Genomic DNA, 17,634 nt, shown 5'->3' with positions numbered 1-17,634 from the left:
GGCTCCGTGCCCCTCACAGGTTCCATTCGACGAGCCACCTGCCCTCGCCGAAGAACTGTTCCAAGGAAGAGAAGTCCTCCACCCACTCATCGCCCCCGTCAGCCTTCAAGTCCGGGTCAGCGGCGGTCAGTACCAAGTAGCTCGGTGGTTCGTCCGGTAGCTCCTTGACGTATACGTAACGTCCTTGCTCGTCGCCCGAAGCGATCCGCCCCAGCTTTTCCACTTCGACCATTCCGGTGCCTGCCAGTACCCGCAGTTCACTCATGGCCGGATTGCGTGCCAGCGCCGGGTATCGAGGCTCGAGGTATGCCAGGCCCTTGGTGATGAATGACCGAACCTCGGACGTGAATGCGGCGAATGAGCAGCTCGGACGTGGCGTTGCAGCGCCATGGCTGGCGGAGAACAGCACCTGTTCGCGCGTGCGCTCCAGGTGGATCATGTACGTGTTCTCCGTGAAATCGATACTCGCGGACCCGTCAGTACGCAGGCCGTGCAGTGAATGACCCAGAGTGAACATGATGTCGATCAATGGAGGTCGGGAAGCCGAAAGGAAAGCGTGGCCTTCGACCGTGAGGTCGACCGGGTACTCGAAGAACCCGTAGCGCAGATCCGTTGCGGTGAGCGCCGCCAAGTCGACTCGGCCGGCCTGCCAGGCCTTTTCGTAGCCCGAACCGATGTCCCTGCTGCTGTCGGGCGTGAAATTGATCCTCAAGGAATTTATGGCTGCTCCCGCTTTGTCTGGTCAGGGCCGACCGGGCGTCGGCGTCTCAACGGGTGGCGTCGAACACTCCCGGTCGCACATGCCCTCCTCCAGCTCGTGGATGTCCCGGTCACCGGATGCGACACATGTCCAGCGCTCCGGTTCCTGGTATTCCCAGCTGGTGGGGTCGGAGAGGAGGTCGTCCAGGGCCTGGCCGGCCACCAGGGACCACAGGTCGGAGCCCACTCCTCCATTGATGAAGAGGCAGTACTCGTCGTCCTGGAAGTCCTTCACGGCCCGTAACTCTCCACACTCGGCGCATGTCTCTCGAGGGTGCCCCTGCGTTGCGAACCCATCATGCCTGGGGTCGCGTGGTGGACGGAGACCATTTCCGTCGCGGCCGGGCCCGACGGATCCGATAGCCCCCTCAGGCCGCCGTCAGCCCGGCCAGGGCACCGTCCATCGCGGCGTTGAACTCCTCCGGCGCCAGCGGCAGTCGGGACTTCACGTCCCGGCTCCACTGGTCGGCGAGGACCTCCGCGGCGCCCGCCGCGACACCGTCGAGCGCCGCGTCGGCCAGGTCCGACGGCGCGAGCTTCGCCACGGGCCAGCCCGCGGCCATGTCGGTGTCGGCCAGGCCGAGGTGCACCGCCGTCACGAGCGTGCCCTGTTCAGCGAGTTCCAGGCGGACGCCGTTGGTCATGGCCCAGGCCGCTGCCTTGCTCAGGTGGTACGCACCGGCGCCCGCGCCGCCGAACCACGACATGGCGGAGAGGATGTTGACGATCGCGCCTCCGCCGTTTCCGGCGAGTGTCGGCGAGAACTCCCGGATCATTCCCAGGTGGCCGAAGACGTTCGTCTCCATCTCGCGTCGTACCGCGTCCAGCGAACCGGTCACCAGGTCGGTCCCCGTCTGGATCCCCGCGTTGTTGATCAGTAGAGAGACGTCCGGGGCGGCCTCGGCCGCCGCCCTCACGGACGCGGGATCGGAGATGTCGAGGGGCAGCACCTCGACCCCGGGCAGGTCCACGGTCTCCGGACGGCGGGCCGCCGCGTAGACCTTGCGGGCGCCCCGCTCGAGCAGGCGCTGGGCGAAGGCACGGCCCAGGCCACGGTTCGCACCGGTGACCAGGGCAACTGAGTCGTTGATGTCCATGCCCGGTACGCTAAAACCTGACGTTGACGTCAGAGGCAAGTGATCGCCCCAAGCGATGTTGAATGAGTTGGGTGAGGGAGCAGTCGTGACCGCCACAGAGGCCGCGGCCGAGCGGCTGATCCGCATCGGCGAGTTGGCGCGCGGCGCCGGCGTCTCGGTGCGCGCCGTGCGCTACTACGAGCAGCAGGGGCTGCTCGTCGCGGAGCGCAGCCCGTCCGGCCAGCGGCTCTACCGGCAGGACACCATCGCCCTCGTCCGTTTCTTTCAGCAGATGTTCGCCGCGGGCCTGACCAGCCGGAGGATCGCCGAACTCCTTCCGTGCTGGGACTCCGGGCGCACCGACGCCGAGCAGCGAGCCATGTTGCGCGCCGAGCGCGACCGCATCCAGGCCAAGGCCGACGAACTGCAGGCCGCCCTGGACCGCCTCGACGAGGTCATCGCCCTCACGGACACACATGCGTAGGGCTTGTCGTTTGGATCAGGCCGGATCAGGGAGCGGGGCCTGGTGCGTGCGATCGCAAGGCGGAGGAGGGAGGCGACGCGGAGCGTCGTCGATCGACGACAACGCCGCGAGCGTGCGTGCCAGGCCCCGCGAGCCCGGCCTGATCCAAACGACAAGCCCTAGGCGCGGCGACAGCCGGGGCGGGCCGAGTCGACGGGCTCGTCGCCGACCCCCTTCCGTCACTTCATGAACTAAGTCTGCGGCAACTCTTGACGCAGGGTTCACGACACTGAAGCATGCGTCGCCAAGAGAGCGCTCCCATGACCCCCACTCGTTCATTTCATGAACCAGGAGAGCCGCTGTGACTCGCTTCCCCCTGCCCCGGAACCCGCGACTGTCGCGCCGCAGAGTCCTCGGCGCGGCCGCCCTCGGCGCCGCGCTGCCCGCCCTCGGGGCGACGTCGGCGTCCGCCGCGCCCGCCCCTTCGTCCGCACGCAGCAAGCCCCTCGCCGCGGGCGGCGATCTCGGGCCCAACGTGATCGTGTTCGACCCGTCCACGCCCGGCATCCAGGCCAAGCTGGACGAGATCTTCAAGCAGCAGGAGTCCGCCCAGTTCGGCGGCGGGCGCTACCAACTGCTGTTCAAGCCCGGCACGTACAACGGGCTCAACGCCCAACTCGGCTTCTACACCTCGATATCCGGGCTCGGTCTGTCCCCGGACGACACCACCATCAACGGCGACGTGACCGTCGACGCCGGCTGGTTCGACGGGAACGCCACGCAGAACTTCTGGCGCTCGGCCGAGAACCTCGCGCTGGTGCCGGTCAACGGGACGAACCGGTGGGCCGTCGCCCAGGCCGCCCCGTTCCGCCGCATGCATGTGCGCGGCGGCCTCAACCTCTCGCCCGACGGCTACGGTTGGGCCAGCGGCGGCTACATCGCGGACAGCCGCATCGACGGCAGCGTAGGGCCGTACTCGCAGCAGCAGTGGTACACCCGTGACTCCTCCGTCGGCGGCTGGCTCAACGGCGTCTGGAACATGGTGTTCTCGGGAGTCGAGGGCGCGCCCGCGCAGAGCTTCCCGAACCCGCCGTACACCACCCTCGACACCACCCCGGTCTCGCGCGAGAAGCCGTTCCTGTACCTGGACGGCGCCGACTACAAGGTGTTCCTGCCCGAGAAGCGGACCGGCGCACGCGGCACGTCCTGGGGCAGCGGCACACCGCGCGGCACCTCGCTCGCCCTCGACCGCTTCTACGTCGCCCAGCCCGGCGTCAGCGCGAGCACCCTCAACGCCGCCCTCGCCCAAGGGCTCAACCTCCTTCTCACACCCGGCATTTACCACCTCGACGCCCCGATCCAAGTGGACCGCGCGGGCACCGTCGTCCTCGGTCTCGGCTACGCCACCCTCGTCCCGGACGGCGGCGTCACTGCGCTGAAGGTGGCGGACGTGAGCGGCGTTCGGCTCGCCGGATTCCTGGTGGACGCGGGCACCGTCAACTCGCCCACCCTGATCGAGATCGGCCCGCAGGGCGCCTCCGCCGACCACTCCGCCGACCCGATCACCGTGCAGGACGTGTTCGTCCGCATCGGTGGCGCCGGCGCCGGCAAGGCCACCACCAGCCTGGTCGTCAACGCCCGGCACACCATCGTCGACCACACCTGGGTGTGGCGCGCCGACCACGGCGAGGGCGTCGGCTGGGACACCAACCGGGCCGATTACGGCGTCGTCGTGAACGGCGACGACGTGCTGATGACCGGCCTGTTCGTCGAGCACTTCAACAAGTACGACGTCCAGTGGAACGGCGAGCGCGGCCGCACCATCTTCTTCCAGAACGAGAAGGCGTACGACGCCCCGAACCAGGCGGCGGTGCAGAACGGCGACGTGAAGGGCTTCGCCGCCTACAAAGTCGCCAACTCCGTGACGGAGCACGAGGGGTGGGGCCTCGGCTCGTACTGCTTCTACAACGTCGACCCGACGATCGTGCAGCACCACGGCTTCGCCGCGCCGAACACAGCAGGTGTGAAGTTCCACGATCTGCTCGTGGTGTCACTGGGCGGCAAGGGCCAGTACGAACACGTCATCAACGACACCGGCGCCGCCACCTCGGGTAGCGACACCGTCCCGTCGACCGTCGTGTCCTACCCCTGACAGCCCCCCTGCCGGGCCCCGGAGGGGCGCGGCGGCCCGGTCGGTCGCCGCGTCCCCGGCCGGCCGGGGTCTTCCCCACGCGCGTAGACCCTGGCACGATCTGGGCCGATCCACCTGCACCACAGCTGTCACATCCCACTCAGGACTCAGGCACTGGCAGGAAGGCCGCGATCCCCATGCGTATCCGCTCCGCGCTCACCGCACTCGCCCTCACCACGGGCGCTCTCATCGCCCCCGGCTTCGGCGTGCTGACGACCTCGACCGACGCGTTCGCCGCCACGAAGATCTCGCACGCGACGGCGACCTCGATGTTCAGATCATCCGGGATCACCTGGTCGTCGTCCGGCGGCTGTTCGAACCGCAACGTGTCCACATGCACCTCCTTCGACCAGCTCAACCTCGCCACCGCCCAAGGCGCCCAGACACTGAAGTCGGCCAGTGGGTGCGCGCTCAACATCACCGGTGGCACCGAGACCGGGCACGCGAGCGGCACCTACTCGCACTGGAACGGCTACAAGCTCGACTTCGGCAAGAACACCTGCGTCACCAGCTACGTCAAGAACCACTTCACCTACATCGGCCTGCGCGGCGACGGCGCCCCGCAGTACAAGGCCGCGTCCGGCAACGTGTACGCCGACGAGGGCAACCACTGGGACGTGACGTTCTACAACTGCGGCGGCTGCTGACCGCCGCGAGCCCGCCAACTCCAGCTCCCCGTAGTCCCGTTGAGGAAGGTGTCGTCATGAGTCGCGAGCCCGAAAGCTCTCTCCCGCCCGCCAGACGCGCCGTCCTCGGCGGGACGCTGGCCCTCGCCGCCGCGGCCCTGACACCGGGCGCCGCCGTCGCCTCCGCACGCGAACCCGGCCGTGGTGCGGCCACCGACGCCACGTACGCCAACGACGCGGAGACGTCCGGCGGCGACCCCTACGTGCTGTTCGACGAGCCCAGCGGCTACTACTACGCCTACTGCACGGGCGGTTCGGACGACGGACACTACTTCGGTGTGCATCGCTCGCCCGACCTGTCGACGTGGGAACGGCTGCCGGGCGGGGCGTTGCGCGCCGACGACCCGAAGCAGTGGGGCAAGGACTGGTTCTGGGCACCGGAGGTGTACCGCAACCCCGACACCGGCCTGTACTACCTGTTCTACGCAGCCCGCATGGGCAGCGACCTGGCCGAACGGTACTTCCGCTACGCGGACTTCGAGGAGCCGTGCTCGATCGGCGTCGCGGTGTCCCGCACACCCGAGGGCCCGTTCCGCAACATCGACGACCGGCCGCTGGACTACCACCCGTACAAGCCGGACTACCACGACGTCAACGTCATCATGGGTGCCGACCAGCTCACCCCGCCGGCCACCGAGGAGGAGGGGCGCACCGCACCGCTCGGCTCCTACATCCCGATGATCGACGCGAACCTGCTCTTCGACGACGGTCGGATCTACCTCTACTTCTCCAGCAACGCCTACCGCAACTGGGTGTGGGACACCCGCCTCGGCAAGTACATCGAGGAGTCCAACATCGCCGCCGTCGAGCTGACCACGCGGTGGTGGCGGGACCCGGAGGGCGCCACCATGCCCACCGTCCATCCCCGTTACGCCGACACCAACGCGGGGACCGAGGGCGACGGGCGGCGCCGGGACGGGTTCGTGCCCGTCCTCACCTACGGCGCCGACCCGCAGCCCTGGGAGGACGCACACGTCAACGACCATGCCACGTCGGGTGGTTCGAAGAAGGACCGCCGCTGGGAAGAGGGCTCCACGGCCTGGCGGCACACGTACGTGCACGCCGGTGAGCGGCGCACCGTGTACTACCTGACCTACTCGGCCAACAACTTCGAGAACCAGTACTACGGCGTGGGCTACGCCGTCGCGGACCACCCGCTGGGCCCGTGGCGCAAGTACCGGGAGAATCCGGTGCTTTCGCAGAATCCCGACGTCGTGATGTACTCCACCGGCCACGGCAGCCTGACCTCCTCGCCGGACGGCAGCGAGCTGTACTACGTGCACCACGGCCGGACCTCGCCCACGTCCCCCGACCGAGTCGTCTACACCGAGCGGCTGCGCATCGACGACCACCGCCTGGACGCGGCGGGCCGCCCGCTGCTCACCATCGACCAGTCCACCGGCGACGAGCCCGTACCCGCCGGAACCGCCCCGTTCACGCTCACCGCCGAGCCGGTCACGGTGAGCGTGGGCGGGGCGGCGGACGTCGTCTGCACGGTGCGCAGCGCCGCGGGCGCCGCCTTCGACCTGGCGGCGCCGGAGAACCGGGTGCGGGCCGAACTGCGCCCGGCCGGACCCGCGTCGGCCCGCGTCGAGGACGGCACGGTGACGCTCCACGGACTGCGCCGGGGTACGGCCCGGCTGACCCTCGTGTACCAGCGGCGCCGCGCCGACGGCTCGTACCGCGACGTGCATCAGGAGGCGCGGCCCGGGGCGCGCGCGAAGGCGGTGACCGTGACGGTGCCCATCGTGGTGCGCTGAGCTCGGAGTTGCTACGAGGGCCCCTCCGATCGCGGTGACAGAGTCGTGACACAAGTCGGGGCAACGGGGACGTCGTGTCGCGGGTCGTACAGGACAGGTCGAACGATAAGAAACGTCATGTATGACCACAAACGCGATGATACGGGGAGCCCACCGATGACGAACACGCTTGTCCGTACCCGAACGACCGGAACGGCCCGAACGACCCGAAGGAACAGCCCTCGCGCCAGGAGGGGACTGTGGGCGCTGACCGCCGCGGTGGCCGCCACCGCGGGCGTCGCCGTGACGACGGCGCCGGCGTCGGCGGCCGACTCGCCGAGGTTCCTGTCCGCCTCCCAGCTGCCGCCGCACCCGTCGTCCCCCTGGTACGCGGGGCCGGTCACGGCCGGGCAGCCGGATCCGTTGCCGATGTGCGTGGGGGAGGCGCTGCCGTCGATCTCCGTGCACCGGGCGTACCACACGGACCTCGACGCCACCGCGCTCCAGGTGACCGTGGTCGAGCGCAGCGCGCAGCGCGCCAAGGACTTCGCGGCGCTGCTCCGCAAGGACCTGGCCGGGTGCGCCGCGTCGGTGATGAACCAGAACCCGGACGTCACGGCCACGCAGAAGTACTACGGCCGGCTCTCCGTCGAGGAAGGCGCGTACGTCTACGGCGTGCACACCACGACGACGTGGGGCGCGTCCGACATCAACCTGTTCTCGGTGGGCCGAGACGGCAACGTCGTGACCGTGGTCCGGTGGGGCCAGATGGGCTCCTACCGCGACGCCCCGGTGACCGCCTTCAAGAAGACGACGGTGACAGCGGTGAACAAGCTGCGTTGACCCGGTCGGGTCGGTTCGCGGTCAACGCGTCGACGACTCCTCCTTGGCGTACCGGTACAGGTCCTGGGACGTGTCGATGAGTTCCTTCTGTTCCTCCGTCGAACCGACCATCGGCTGGGAGCCGTTCAGCGGCAGCTGCGCGCTCTCCGGCAGGAACTTGACGGTCACCAGGCCGATGGCCCCCGCCACCATCAGGTAGTAGGCGGGGATCAGCTTGTCGCCGGTCGCGTTGACCAGGGCCTCCGTCACCAGCGGGGTGGTGCCGCCGAACGCCGCCACGGCGAAGTTGAAGCCGATGCCCATCGCCGCGTACCGCACCGCGGTCGGGAACAGCGCGGGCAGCGTGGCGGCGCTCGGTGCGGCGAAGCAGGCCAGGAGCGTGGAGAGGATCAGCACGCCGAAGATGGGCGGCCAGGTGCCCTCCGACTTGATGAGGAGGAAGGCGGGGATGGCGAGGACGATCATGGCGATCGCCCCGCCCGCGTACAGGGGGCGCCTGCCGATGTGGTCGCTGAGCCGCCCGAGGAAGGTGATGAGGATGACGATCCACACCATGCCGATCAGCACCAGGATGTCCGCCGAGTCGCTGGAGCGGTCGAGCGCCTCCGTCTGATAGCTCGGCAGATAGCCGGTGACCATGTAGTTCGTGACGTTGTAGAGCAGGACCAGGCCCATGCACACCAGCAGGGGCCGCCAGTGCTCGCGGACGATGGTCTTGAACTCGCTGCCGACCGATTCCTGGGCGAGGCCCTTCTCGTGTTCGTCGAGCTGCTGCTGGAAGGCGGGCGACTCCTCCAGCTTGAGCCGCATGTACAGGCCGATGACACCCAGCGGCCCCGCGATCAGGAACGGCAGGCGCCAGCCCCAGGACAGCATCTGGTCGTCCGTGAGAGCGATGTTCAGCACGGTGACGAGCGCGGAGCCGAGGGCGTAGCCGACGAAGGTGCCGAAGTCGAGCCAGCTGGACAGGAAGCCGCGCCGTCGGTCCGGTGAGTACTCGGCGACGAACGTGGTGGCACCGCCGTACTCGCCACCGGTCGAGAAGCCCTGCACCATTCGGGCGACCAGCAGCAGGACGGGAGCGGCGATACCGATCGTCTCGTAGCTCGGGATGAGGCCGATCGAGAACGTGCCGGCCGCCATCATGATCATGGTCGTGGCGAGCACCTTCTGCCGCCCGATGCGGTCACCGAGCGGGCCGAAGACCAGGCCGCCGAGCGGCCGCACCACGAACGCCGCGGCAAAGGTCGCGAAGGACGAGATGAGCTGGGCGCCCGGGGAGGCGCCGGGGAAGAAGACCTTGCCGATGGTGGCGGCGAGATAGCTGTAGACGCCGAAGTCGAACCATTCCATGCAATTGCCGAGCGCCGAGGCCCCGACGGCCCGCTTGAGCAGTGGCTTCTCGACGACCTGGACGTCCTGCTTGCGATAGGCCCGCTTGGTGCGCCGCAGTCGGCGGACCAGTTCCTCTCGCACATGCTGGGGCATCACCGCGACGGTCTCCGGAATGCGCTTGCGGCCTCTGGTGGTCGGGCCGTCAGAAGGTGTGTGGGCCACGTGCCGATGCCACCTCTCGCTGTCGTCCTCATCTCAGTGCATCAGGGCCGAGTCTCCGCACATTGATCACTCGGCGCACTTCGGGGACGGCTTCCCGGCACGCGCTTCGGCACACCGGTCCGTCTCCCGTTCCTGTTCTCGCTCCTGCCCCCGCCCCGGATCCCGCCCGCGCTCGGCGAGTGCGCAGACGGCGGTGGTCACCAGGGCGACGGCGGCGCCTCCGACGACGGCGACAGCGGGGGACGCCGCGCTCAGGACCACCGCGGACAGCGCCGCGGTGAGGCCGTAGCCGATGCCCCCGGCCGCGTACATGACGGAGTAGGCGCCTGCGTGGGCGTGCTCGGGCAGGCGCTCGCGCAGGCCGAGGCTCCGGGCGATCATGACGCCCGACTGGAAGAGGCCCGCGAGGAGGAGGCCGGCGGCGATGCCGGGCAGGCCCGGCAGCACCGCGATGAGTCCCACGCAGCAGGCGGTGACCGTGAGCAGGACCAGGCTCTGGGCCCGCGCGGAGCCCGGCCAGGACCGCATGCCGTAGCGGAGCCCGGCCAGGACCGCATGCCGTAACAGAGCGCCCCGGCGGCCCCCGCCAGCGCGAAGCCGGCGAGCAGCGGACCGGCCCAGCCGACGGCCACCTGCCGGTCCTCCAGCAGGGCGGGCAGGACGAGCTCCGCCGTGGCCAGCATCGTCATGGCGGCCGCGCTGGTGAGGTAGACCGGCCAGGCGGACAGCAGGACCCGGAACGCCGCTGTCCCGGGCCGCCCGGCGGGCCCGGCGGCGGGGTGTTCGGGCAGCCGCAACAGCAGCAGCGCGGCGGTGCCCGCGAGGACGCCTCCCAGCAGCAAGGGCGCCCCGGCGTCGACCTGAAGGGCGAGGAGGACCACGAGGCCGGGCGACGCGGCCCAGATGATCTGGGTCAGCGTCGCCTCCATGCTCAAGGCGCGCGACACGGCGGTGTCCTGCACCATGCGCGTGAGGAGGACGCGTGCCCCGCCGGGGCAGCCGGCCGGTGCCGCGCCGGCCAGGAAGGCGAGAACCGTCAGGACGGGCAGCGGGGCCGAGCGTGCGAGTGGGAGGGCCACGAAGGCGCATGCCCCGACCGCGAGGCCGACGGCCAACTGGCGCCGCATCCGGGAACCGTGCAGGCGCGCCCCGAGCAGTGGCGCACCGGCCACCTCTCCCAGGACGTAGGCGGAGCCCAGAGCGGCCCCCGCCGTGTAACCGCCCGCGCCGTGCCGGGTGAGGAACACCAGCGCCAGGGGCGCCATGGCCACGGGTGTCCTGCTCGTCAGCGAGACCAGCATCCACAGAATGAACTCACCCTTGACCATGACCGCAAGAGCGTTCCAGCCGGCCCGCGTCCGGGCAATGCCTCGTCAGGGACAGCAGGCCGGCCGCCGTCATCGCCGCTTCAGCAGCTCAGGTTCGCTCCCGGGTCGACGCCCAGGATCTGGCTGAACTTCTTGTAGTTGTCGATACGGCTCTGGACCTGGCCGGGATTGGCCCCGTTGCACTCCAGGGTGCCGTTGATGCTGCGGATCGTCTCGCCGAACCCGGCCCCGTTGACCATCGCGTTGTGCGGGGTCATGGTGCCGGGGCCGCTCTGGGTGTTCCAGTACCACAGGCCGGTCTTCCAGGCGACGGCCGCGTCGTTCTGCACGAGGTCGGGGTTGTGCAGCAGGTCGATGCCGAGGGCGTCGCCCGCCGCCTTGTAGTTGAAGTTCCAGCTGAGCTGGATCGGGCCGCGCCCGTAGTACTTGTCGGTACCCGCCGGACAGCCGTACGGCTGTGAACTGTCGCAGTAGTGCGGGTAGTTGGCGGTGTTCTGCTCGACGACGTACACCAGGCCGCCGGTCTCGTGGCTCACGTTCGCGAGGAAGGCCGCGGCCTCCTGCTTGCGCACGGTGTCGCTGCCCGTGCCGGTGAACCCCGGGTAGGCGCTGAGCGCGGCGGTCAGGCCCTCGTACGTGTAGAAGGAGTTGCGGCCCGGAAACATCTGGTCGAACTGGCTCTGGCTGACGACGAAGTCGGCCTGGGCGCCGGACTTTTCGGCGACCGCGGGGCCGGCCAGGGCCAGGGACCCGAGGGCGGCGGCGCATGCGGTGGCGGTCAGCAGACTGGGGGTGCGGAGGCGCATGGCGAAGCACTCCGATCGAGGGAGGAGTGGTGGGGGGGGCAGTGGGGGGTGCGGCGCCGCGGGCCGTGACGGACGGCTGGTTCCCGTGGGGGACCGGTAGCCCGCCGTGGGGGAAGACCCGCGGCGCCGCCGTACCGAGGTGCGCGCTCGCTCAGCCGCCGACGTTCACGTCGATGCAGGCGTAGAAGGCGTTCGACGTGTCGGCGATGTTCCAGACGGCCAGCACCTTCTGCTTGCCCGTCAGGGAGCCGAAGTCCACCTGGTGGCTGACCGTGGCGCCCGGCTTCGCGCCGTTGTCGTTGAACTCGGCGATCTCCTGGCCGCCGACGAAGTACTGCCAGGTGCTCGTGGCGTGCTGCGCCGTCAGCTTCCACTGGAAGGTGGCGTTCTTCGGGACGGGGGTGGCGATCCAGCCCTTGGAGTCGTCGTCCAGCTCGGCGAACCGGCTGTTGCCGCCGCTGCAGCTCGTCAGCCCCTTGGGGCCCTCGACGCTCTGCGGCTCGTAGGTGATGTCACCGCAGGAGACGGTGCCCTCCGCGCACTGCGCCTGTCGGCTGGGCGGGGAGTTGATGTAGCCGTGGGCGCTCGCCGAACCGGCGGGAAGGCTGACGGCGATGACCGGGGCCAGGGCCGCGCCGATGAGCGCGGCGGTCTTCCTTCTGGCGTTCATGCGTACTCCTTCACTTCAGGTCTTCCCGGGGCGTGCGTGAAGTGGGGGCGCACGCTCGGGTCGGCCTCTCGAGGGTGGGGACCAAGAGGCGCGAAGGGGGCAGGAGGGGGCCGCCCGACGCGAGGCGCGGGTGAACTCCCCTGAGCAGCAAGGCCGTTGCTTGGACTAGACCATACAAGGGGGCGTGAGCGTGTCAAGGTGTTCGCGAGGAACGAGAGGCCGCCGTGGACCGAGATGTTCCGGCCGGGCGAGGTGGTGGCCGAGGTCGGCCGGTCGGCGGGCCGTCGGGCGTGTGCGATGCCCAACTCCGTGGTAACCGGGGGTATATGGAAAAGGAATCCCGCAAGCGGCGGTACTCGTGGGGCCGCCGACTGGTCCGCGCCCTCGCGATGGTGGTCGGCTTCGTCTGCATGGTGGCCTTCGCGGTGGCGCTGGCGAGGGCCACGCTCGTTCCTTCGCCCGTGTCGCAGTCGCTGACGCACACCAACCTGCACCCGGGCCGTTCCATCGGCCTGTACTTCGACCAGCCCGACTGGCGCGACACGATCAAGCAGGTCGGGGGGAACGTCCTGCTCGGGGTCCCGTTCGGGGTGCTGCTGCCGGTGCTCTTCCCGCGCACCCGGGGCTTCGTGCGGGTGGTGCTCATGACGGCGTTCGTGATGCTGACCGTCGAGACCGCTCAGGGGCTGCTGGTCGAAGGCCGGGCGTTCGACGTCGACGACGTGATCCTCAACGCGTCGGGCGCCTTCGTCGGTTACCTCGTCATCGGACGTCGCCTCGGCCGGGCGCTGCACCCGCGCCGCCGTCATTGGTGGCAACGGCGGGCCGAACCGGTCGACGAACCGGCTACGCCAACGGGCCCTCGAGCCACTTCCCGTCACGCATGACGACTCGCCCGCGCAGTTCCGGCTCACCGCGCCAGGCGCGCACGGTCCGCGGGACCACACGCACGTACAGAAAGGGGTTCTCCTCCGAGCGTGGATCCCAGCCGAACTTGTCGGTGAACGCCTCCGCGGCCGCGTCGGGAACCTCCTGGTCGGGGAAGCCCTCCGCCTCGCCTTGTACGAGCACGACGTCGTAGGTGTCCGGCAGCGACAGGTGCACGCGCGGTTCTGCGCGGACGTTTCGCGCCGTCGCCGACGTGGCGCTGGTGCACAACCACATCGCGAGTCCGTCCCACAGGAACCACAACGGCACTTGGTGCGGGCCGTGTTCGGGGTGGGCCGTCGACACCCATACGTCCCGTTCGGTGGCGAGCCGCTCAAGAGTGTCGCGTGTGCGCTCCGCCGTGGGACGGCGAACGATTCCCGTGGTCTCCATGAACGCCGACCCTAGCCAGGCGGACGCGACGCGCGCCTCGGGCGCAGGACCTACGCCCGGCGACCGAGGTCCGCTCCGCTCCCCGGCTCGCGCACGTACACACACCTGTGCCCCCGGACCGACCGATCCGAGGGCACAGGCGATGGTGGCGTACTGCCAGGTTCAGAGCCCCATGGAGGCCCGGAACTCGTCGAACGAGACCTTCCGGTCGCCGTCGGTGTCGATGGTGTCGATGAGGTCCTGCGCGGCCTCCGCCGTGACACTCGTGTCGCCGAGCTCCGCGATGACCTGCCGGTACTCTTCGGCAGTCAACTGCCCGTCCCCGTCGACGTCGTACCGGTCGAAGACCTTCCGCGCCGCGGCTGCCATGTCGACCACTTGATCCTCATTTCCTTGCTGTGCCAAGACCGCCCCCACTCTAGGACCTCCTCCAGCGCCTCCGGGAATGCGGGAAATCCCCGATTCCGCACCGGGATTCCAGGGATGGCCGGCCGAGTGGGGCGTGGCTAGCCTCTGAACTCGCCGGCCAGCTCCATCTCGTACCGGGCACCACCCCACCCAGACCCGATGAGGCGCCGTCCCATGACCCAGCAGTCCCAGCTGTCCGAAAACTACTCCGGAATCGACCTCGAACCCGGACCCCGGATGTCCGAGCGGTACAAGAACTACATCGTCGGCATCTGCACGGCTGCCTACGTCCTGTCCTTCGTGGACCGCCAGGCCCTGTCGCTGATGATCGAGCCCATCAAGCGGGACCTGAGCCTGACGGACACCCAGTTCAGCCTCCTGAGCGGGCTCGCCTTCTCCGTCCTGTACTCGGTGATGGGGCTGCCCATCGCCGCGCTCGCCGACCGCCGCTCGCGGCCCGTGATCATCTCCATCGGCATCGCGCTGTGGAGCTTGGCCACCGCGCTGTCCGGGCTGAGCAAGGGGTTCGCCCACATGTTCCTGGCCCGGGTCGGGGTGGGTGTGGGCGAGGCCTCGCTGACGCCGTCCGCGTACTCGATGTTCAGCGACATGTTCCCCAAGAGCCGGCTGGGCCGGGCGGCCGGCATCTACTCGCTCGGCTCCTTCATCGGGGGCAGCGCCGCGTTCTTCATCGGCGGATACGTCATCGGGCTGCTCAAGGACGTCGACACCGTGGCCGTCCCGCTCGTCGGCGACGTACGTGCCTGGCAGTTGACGTTCTTCATCATCGGGCTGCCAGGACTGCTCGTCGCGCTCGTGTTCCTGCTGACCGTCCGCGACCCGGTGCGGCGCGGCCTCGCACGGGACTCCGCAGGCGCCGTGCGCAAGGTGGCCATGCGCGACGTGTTCACCTTCCTGCGCAGCCACACGCGGACGTTCCTCTGCCACTACGCGGGCTTCTCCTGCTACGCGATGGTGCTGCTCGGCCTCATGGCCTGGGTGCCGGCCTTCTACATGCGCGCCTTCGGGCTGAGCCCGACCGAGGTCGGCTATGTGCTGGGCGGCGTCGTGCTGCTGGCCAACGGCTCGGGCGTGCTCTTCGGCGGATGGCTCGTCGACCGGCTCACCAAGCTCGGCCACCCGGACGGTGCGATGCGCGCCGGTGTCATCGGCGCTGTCGGCATGCTCGTGCCAGTCATCGTCTTCCCGCACGTCAGGCCCCTGTGGCTGTCCCTTGTGCTGCTCGCGGTCACGATGTTCTTCGCCTCGTTCCCGATGCCCGCGTCCACCGCCGCGATGCAGGTCCTGAGCCCCAACCAGATGCGCGCCCAGGTGTCCGCGGTTTTCCTGCTCATCTCGAACCTGTCCGCCGTGGGCCTGGGCACGACGCTCGTCGCGCTGGTCACCGACGAGCTCCTCGGATCGAGCCGGCGCATCGGTACATCCCTGTCGCTGGTGTACGGCGTCGCCTCGGTCGGCAGCATCGTGCTGCTGTGGCGCGGCTGCGCCCACTTCCGCAAGAGCCTCGCCCACGAGGAACGGATCGCCGCCGAGGCCAGGGACGTCGCCGTTCAGGAATCGGGCGCCGCCGGCTAGAGCCTGATCCAAACGACAGGCCCTAGCGCAGGACCCGTGCAACCACGCTTCGTACGCTCAACTGAAGGGAACGGAAGCACACATGGACATCACGATCCTCGGTGGCGGGCACGGCTGTTTCGCCGCGGCGGCGGAACTCGCGGAGAACGGGCACACCGTGCGCTGGTGGCGGCGGGACACCAAGGCCCTGGACGGCCTGCGTGAACTCGGCGCCCTCACCGTCCGCGACCGCCGCGGCACCAGGGACGTCACCGTGAGCGGCACGGCGCGCGCGGGGACCGTCCACCCCGTCGCGGACCTCGCGGACGCCGTACGCGGCGCGCGGCTCGTCGTCGTTCCGCTGCCGGCGACCGTGCACGAGGACCTGGCGGCCCGGGTGGCACCACTGCTCCAGGACGGCCAGGTGGTGTTCCTCCCGCCGGGCACCTTCGGCACGGTGCTGTTCGCGCAGGCGCTGGCCGAGGCGGGGAACACGGCGGACGTCGAGCTCGCCGAGACCGGGACGCTGCCGTACTTGGCGCGTACGCACGGACCGTACGAGGTGGTGGTGAGCGGATACGCGACGCGTCTGCCCACCGGCGTGTTCCCCGCCCGCTCGTCCGAGGCCGCGTTCCGCGTGCTGCGGGAGGCGTATCCGGCCGTCGAGCCGGTCGAGGACAGCCTCAGCGGGGCCCTCATGAACGCGGGCCCGGTGATCCATCCGCCGCTCATCCTCATGAACGCCGGTCCGCTGGAGCACAGTTCGGCCTGGGACATCCACAACGAGGGGACCCAGCCGTCGATCCGCCGGGTCACCGACGCCCTCGACGCCGAACGGATCGCGGTCCGCGAGGCGCTCGGCTACGCGGCCCCGCACTTCCCGCTCGCCGACCACTATGCGGCGGACGGCGACGAGTGGATGTACGGGCGCGCGGCCCACGAACGGCTCACGGACAGCGGCGACTGGCGGGAGAAGATCGACCTGCTCGACCACCGTTACATGCTGGAGGACACCCGCCTCGGGCTGTCCTTCCTGGTGTCGGTGGGGCGTTGGGCCGACGTCCCCACGCCGGTCGCGCAGGGCCTGTTGAGCCTCGCGTCCGCCGTCACCGGCAGGGACCTGTACGCCGAGGGACGCACGCTGGAGTCCCTCGGCCTGGCCCGGCTCACCCGCCCGGAACTGACCAAGCTGCTGCACGAAGGGTTGCCCGCATGACGGACACGGAACGAGGCGTCGACGTGGTGGTGGTCGGCGCCGGACGCATGGGGCAGGGCATCGCCCGCGCCTTCCTGGCGGCCGGGACGGACGTGGTCCTCGCGGACGTCAAGGAGACGGTCGAGGACCGGGCGCCGTACCGGAAGGCGGCGGAGGAACAGGTTCTGGAACGCCTGCGAACCGACGCCGGCTCCGGCCGGACGCCCCAACTCCTCGTCTGCGACCGGGAGTCGGTACAGGATCGGCTCGCCGCCGCGGACGTCGTGTTCGAGGCCGTGCCCGAGGTCATCGAGGTCAAGCGGGACGCCCTGGCGTGGGTCGACACGCATGTGTCCGCCGACGCGGTCATCGCCTCGACGACGTCCACCTTCCTCGTCACCGAGATCGCCGACCTCGTGACGGACCCGAGCCGCGTCCTGAACGCGCACTGGCTGAACCCCGCCGACCTCATGCCTCTCGTCGAGGTCAGCCGCAGCGACCGCACCGACCCCGCGCAGGTGGAGCGGATGACCGGCCTGCTGCGCCGCATCGGCAAGATACCGGTCGTCTGCGGCCCCGCCGCCGGCTACATCGTGCCCCGCCTCCAGGCCCTCGTCATGAACGAGGCCGCCCGCATGGTCGAGGAGGGCGTCGCGACCGCCACCGACATCGACCTGGCGGTCCGCGCGGGACTGGGCACGCGCTTCTCCGTGCTGGGCCCGCTGGAGTTCATCGACTGGGGCGGCGGCGACATCCTGTACTACGCCTCGCGCTACCTGACCGCCCAGCTCGGCGACCGCTTCCGTGCACCGGCCGTGGTCGAGGACAACATGACGGCCCACCGCCGCGGCCTCCAGGACCACACCGGCTTCTACGACTACGACCCCGAGCGCATCGCCGCGTACCAGGCGGGCCGCATGCGGGAGTTCGAGGAACTGCTGCGGCTGCGGGGGCCGGAGCTGCGGGCGGAGCCGGTGTTGTCGGAGCGTCCGGTGACGCCGCCGGACGGCGACTGAGA

General features: G+C 69.8%; 19 protein-coding genes. 9 read left to right on the top strand and 10 right to left on the bottom strand.

Going from position 1 to position 17,634, the window contains the following annotated elements; translation table 11 throughout:
• Positions 1 to 13: 13 nt before the first annotated feature.
• The 3 genes from ACIA8D_RS33345 to ACIA8D_RS33335 all read right to left on the bottom strand — a co-directional run bounded on the left by ACIA8D_RS33345 (position 14) and on the right by ACIA8D_RS33335 (position 1,856).
• A complete protein-coding gene (locus ACIA8D_RS33345; protein WP_399237936.1) occupies positions 14 to 712 on the bottom strand; it encodes a hypothetical protein in 699 nt (232 codons plus the stop codon).
• Between the two features lie 30 nt (positions 713 to 742).
• On the bottom strand, positions 743 to 994 hold the full coding sequence (locus ACIA8D_RS33340) for a hypothetical protein (protein WP_399237935.1): 252 nt from the start codon (positions 992 to 994) through the stop codon (positions 743 to 745).
• Between the two features lie 133 nt (positions 995 to 1,127).
• On the bottom strand, positions 1,128 to 1,856 hold the full coding sequence (locus ACIA8D_RS33335; RefSeq protein ID WP_399237934.1) for an SDR family oxidoreductase: 729 nt from the start codon (positions 1,854 to 1,856) through the stop codon (positions 1,128 to 1,130).
• Positions 1,857 to 1,941: 85 nt separating this feature from the next.
• Here ACIA8D_RS33335 and ACIA8D_RS33330 point away from each other — a divergent pair, with 85 nt between their 5' ends.
• The 5 genes from ACIA8D_RS33330 to ACIA8D_RS33310 all read left to right on the top strand — a co-directional run bounded on the left by ACIA8D_RS33330 (position 1,942) and on the right by ACIA8D_RS33310 (position 7,757).
• Positions 1,942 to 2,319 carry a MerR family transcriptional regulator gene (locus ACIA8D_RS33330; protein ID WP_399237933.1) on the top strand — a complete coding sequence of 126 codons (378 nt, stop codon included), beginning with the start codon at positions 1,942 to 1,944 and terminating at the stop codon, positions 2,317 to 2,319.
• A 340-nt stretch (positions 2,320 to 2,659) separates the two neighbouring features.
• Positions 2,660 to 4,450 (top strand): coagulation factor 5/8 type domain-containing protein, encoded by a 1,791-nt coding sequence (locus ACIA8D_RS33325; RefSeq protein WP_399237932.1) that lies wholly within the window; start codon positions 2,660 to 2,662, stop codon positions 4,448 to 4,450.
• A 176-nt stretch (positions 4,451 to 4,626) separates the two neighbouring features.
• Complete coding sequence (locus ACIA8D_RS33320; protein WP_399237931.1) at positions 4,627 to 5,136, top strand: hypothetical protein; 510 nt, start codon at positions 4,627 to 4,629, stop codon at positions 5,134 to 5,136.
• A gap of 56 nt (positions 5,137 to 5,192) precedes the next feature.
• Positions 5,193 to 6,935, top strand: coding sequence for a family 43 glycosylhydrolase (locus ACIA8D_RS33315; RefSeq protein WP_399237930.1), 1,743 nt, complete (start codon positions 5,193 to 5,195; stop codon positions 6,933 to 6,935).
• 156 nt (positions 6,936 to 7,091) lie between these two features.
• Positions 7,092 to 7,757, top strand: a complete 666-nt coding sequence (locus tag ACIA8D_RS33310) for a hypothetical protein (protein ID WP_399237929.1) — start codon at positions 7,092 to 7,094, stop codon at positions 7,755 to 7,757.
• Positions 7,758 to 7,778: 21 nt separating this feature from the next.
• On the opposite strand, the gene proP is transcribed toward ACIA8D_RS33310, so the two are convergent.
• From proP to ACIA8D_RS33285, 5 genes are all read right to left on the bottom strand, one after another.
• The gene (gene proP / locus ACIA8D_RS33305) at positions 7,779 to 9,245 is read right to left on the bottom strand and encodes a glycine betaine/L-proline transporter ProP (protein WP_399237928.1); all 1,467 of its coding nucleotides are present in this window, start codon (positions 9,243 to 9,245) and stop codon (positions 7,779 to 7,781) included.
• Positions 9,246 to 9,380: 135 nt separating this feature from the next.
• Positions 9,381 to 9,776 carry an MFS transporter gene (locus ACIA8D_RS33300; protein ID WP_399237927.1) on the bottom strand — a complete coding sequence of 132 codons (396 nt, stop codon included), beginning with the start codon at positions 9,774 to 9,776 and terminating at the stop codon, positions 9,381 to 9,383.
• Entirely contained in the window at positions 9,692 to 10,642 is a 951-nt protein-coding gene (locus ACIA8D_RS33295) for an MFS transporter (RefSeq protein ID WP_399237926.1), read from the bottom strand. The genes ACIA8D_RS33300 and ACIA8D_RS33295 overlap by 85 nt, the downstream gene beginning before the upstream one ends.
• A gap of 80 nt (positions 10,643 to 10,722) precedes the next feature.
• Positions 10,723 to 11,448, bottom strand: a complete 726-nt coding sequence (locus ACIA8D_RS33290; RefSeq protein ID WP_399237925.1) for a chitinase — start codon at positions 11,446 to 11,448, stop codon at positions 10,723 to 10,725.
• Between the two features lie 151 nt (positions 11,449 to 11,599).
• Positions 11,600 to 12,118, bottom strand: a complete 519-nt coding sequence (locus ACIA8D_RS33285; RefSeq protein WP_399237924.1) for a lytic polysaccharide monooxygenase auxiliary activity family 9 protein — start codon at positions 12,116 to 12,118, stop codon at positions 11,600 to 11,602.
• 326 nt (positions 12,119 to 12,444) lie between these two features.
• Between ACIA8D_RS33285 and ACIA8D_RS33280 the strand changes: the two genes are divergently transcribed.
• A complete protein-coding gene (locus ACIA8D_RS33280) occupies positions 12,445 to 13,005 on the top strand; it encodes a VanZ family protein (protein ID WP_399237923.1) in 561 nt (186 codons plus the stop codon).
• On the opposite strand, the gene ACIA8D_RS33275 is transcribed toward ACIA8D_RS33280, so the two are convergent.
• Positions 12,965 to 13,438, bottom strand: coding sequence for a pyridoxamine 5'-phosphate oxidase family protein (locus tag ACIA8D_RS33275; protein WP_399237922.1), 474 nt, complete (start codon positions 13,436 to 13,438; stop codon positions 12,965 to 12,967). The genes ACIA8D_RS33280 and ACIA8D_RS33275 overlap by 41 nt on opposite strands.
• Before the next feature lie 162 nt (positions 13,439 to 13,600).
• Positions 13,601 to 13,807 carry an EF-hand domain-containing protein gene (locus tag ACIA8D_RS33270; RefSeq protein WP_399237962.1) on the bottom strand — a complete coding sequence of 69 codons (207 nt, stop codon included), beginning with the start codon at positions 13,805 to 13,807 and terminating at the stop codon, positions 13,601 to 13,603.
• 213 nt (positions 13,808 to 14,020) lie between these two features.
• On the opposite strand from ACIA8D_RS33270, the gene ACIA8D_RS33265 reads away from it, so the two are divergent.
• The 3 genes from ACIA8D_RS33265 (at position 14,021) to ACIA8D_RS33255 (ending at position 17,632) form a co-directional block, all read left to right on the top strand.
• Complete coding sequence (locus ACIA8D_RS33265) at positions 14,021 to 15,442, top strand: spinster family MFS transporter (protein ID WP_399237920.1); 1,422 nt, start codon at positions 14,021 to 14,023, stop codon at positions 15,440 to 15,442.
• Positions 15,443 to 15,524: 82 nt separating this feature from the next.
• Positions 15,525 to 16,637 (top strand): NAD/NADP octopine/nopaline dehydrogenase family protein, encoded by a 1,113-nt coding sequence (locus ACIA8D_RS33260; protein WP_399237919.1) that lies wholly within the window; start codon positions 15,525 to 15,527, stop codon positions 16,635 to 16,637.
• On the top strand, positions 16,634 to 17,632 hold the full coding sequence (locus tag ACIA8D_RS33255; RefSeq protein ID WP_399237917.1) for a 3-hydroxyacyl-CoA dehydrogenase NAD-binding domain-containing protein: 999 nt from the start codon (positions 16,634 to 16,636) through the stop codon (positions 17,630 to 17,632). The genes ACIA8D_RS33260 and ACIA8D_RS33255 overlap by 4 nt, the downstream gene beginning before the upstream one ends.
• Positions 17,633 to 17,634: the final 2 nt, after the last annotated feature.

It is taken from the genome of Streptomyces sp. NPDC051684 (genome assembly GCF_044453445.1).
Lineage (GTDB): Bacteria > Actinomycetota > Actinomycetes > Streptomycetales > Streptomycetaceae > Streptomyces.
The sequence above is the reverse complement of the archived record's forward strand: the minus strand, read 5'-3'. Positions and strand labels throughout refer to the sequence as shown.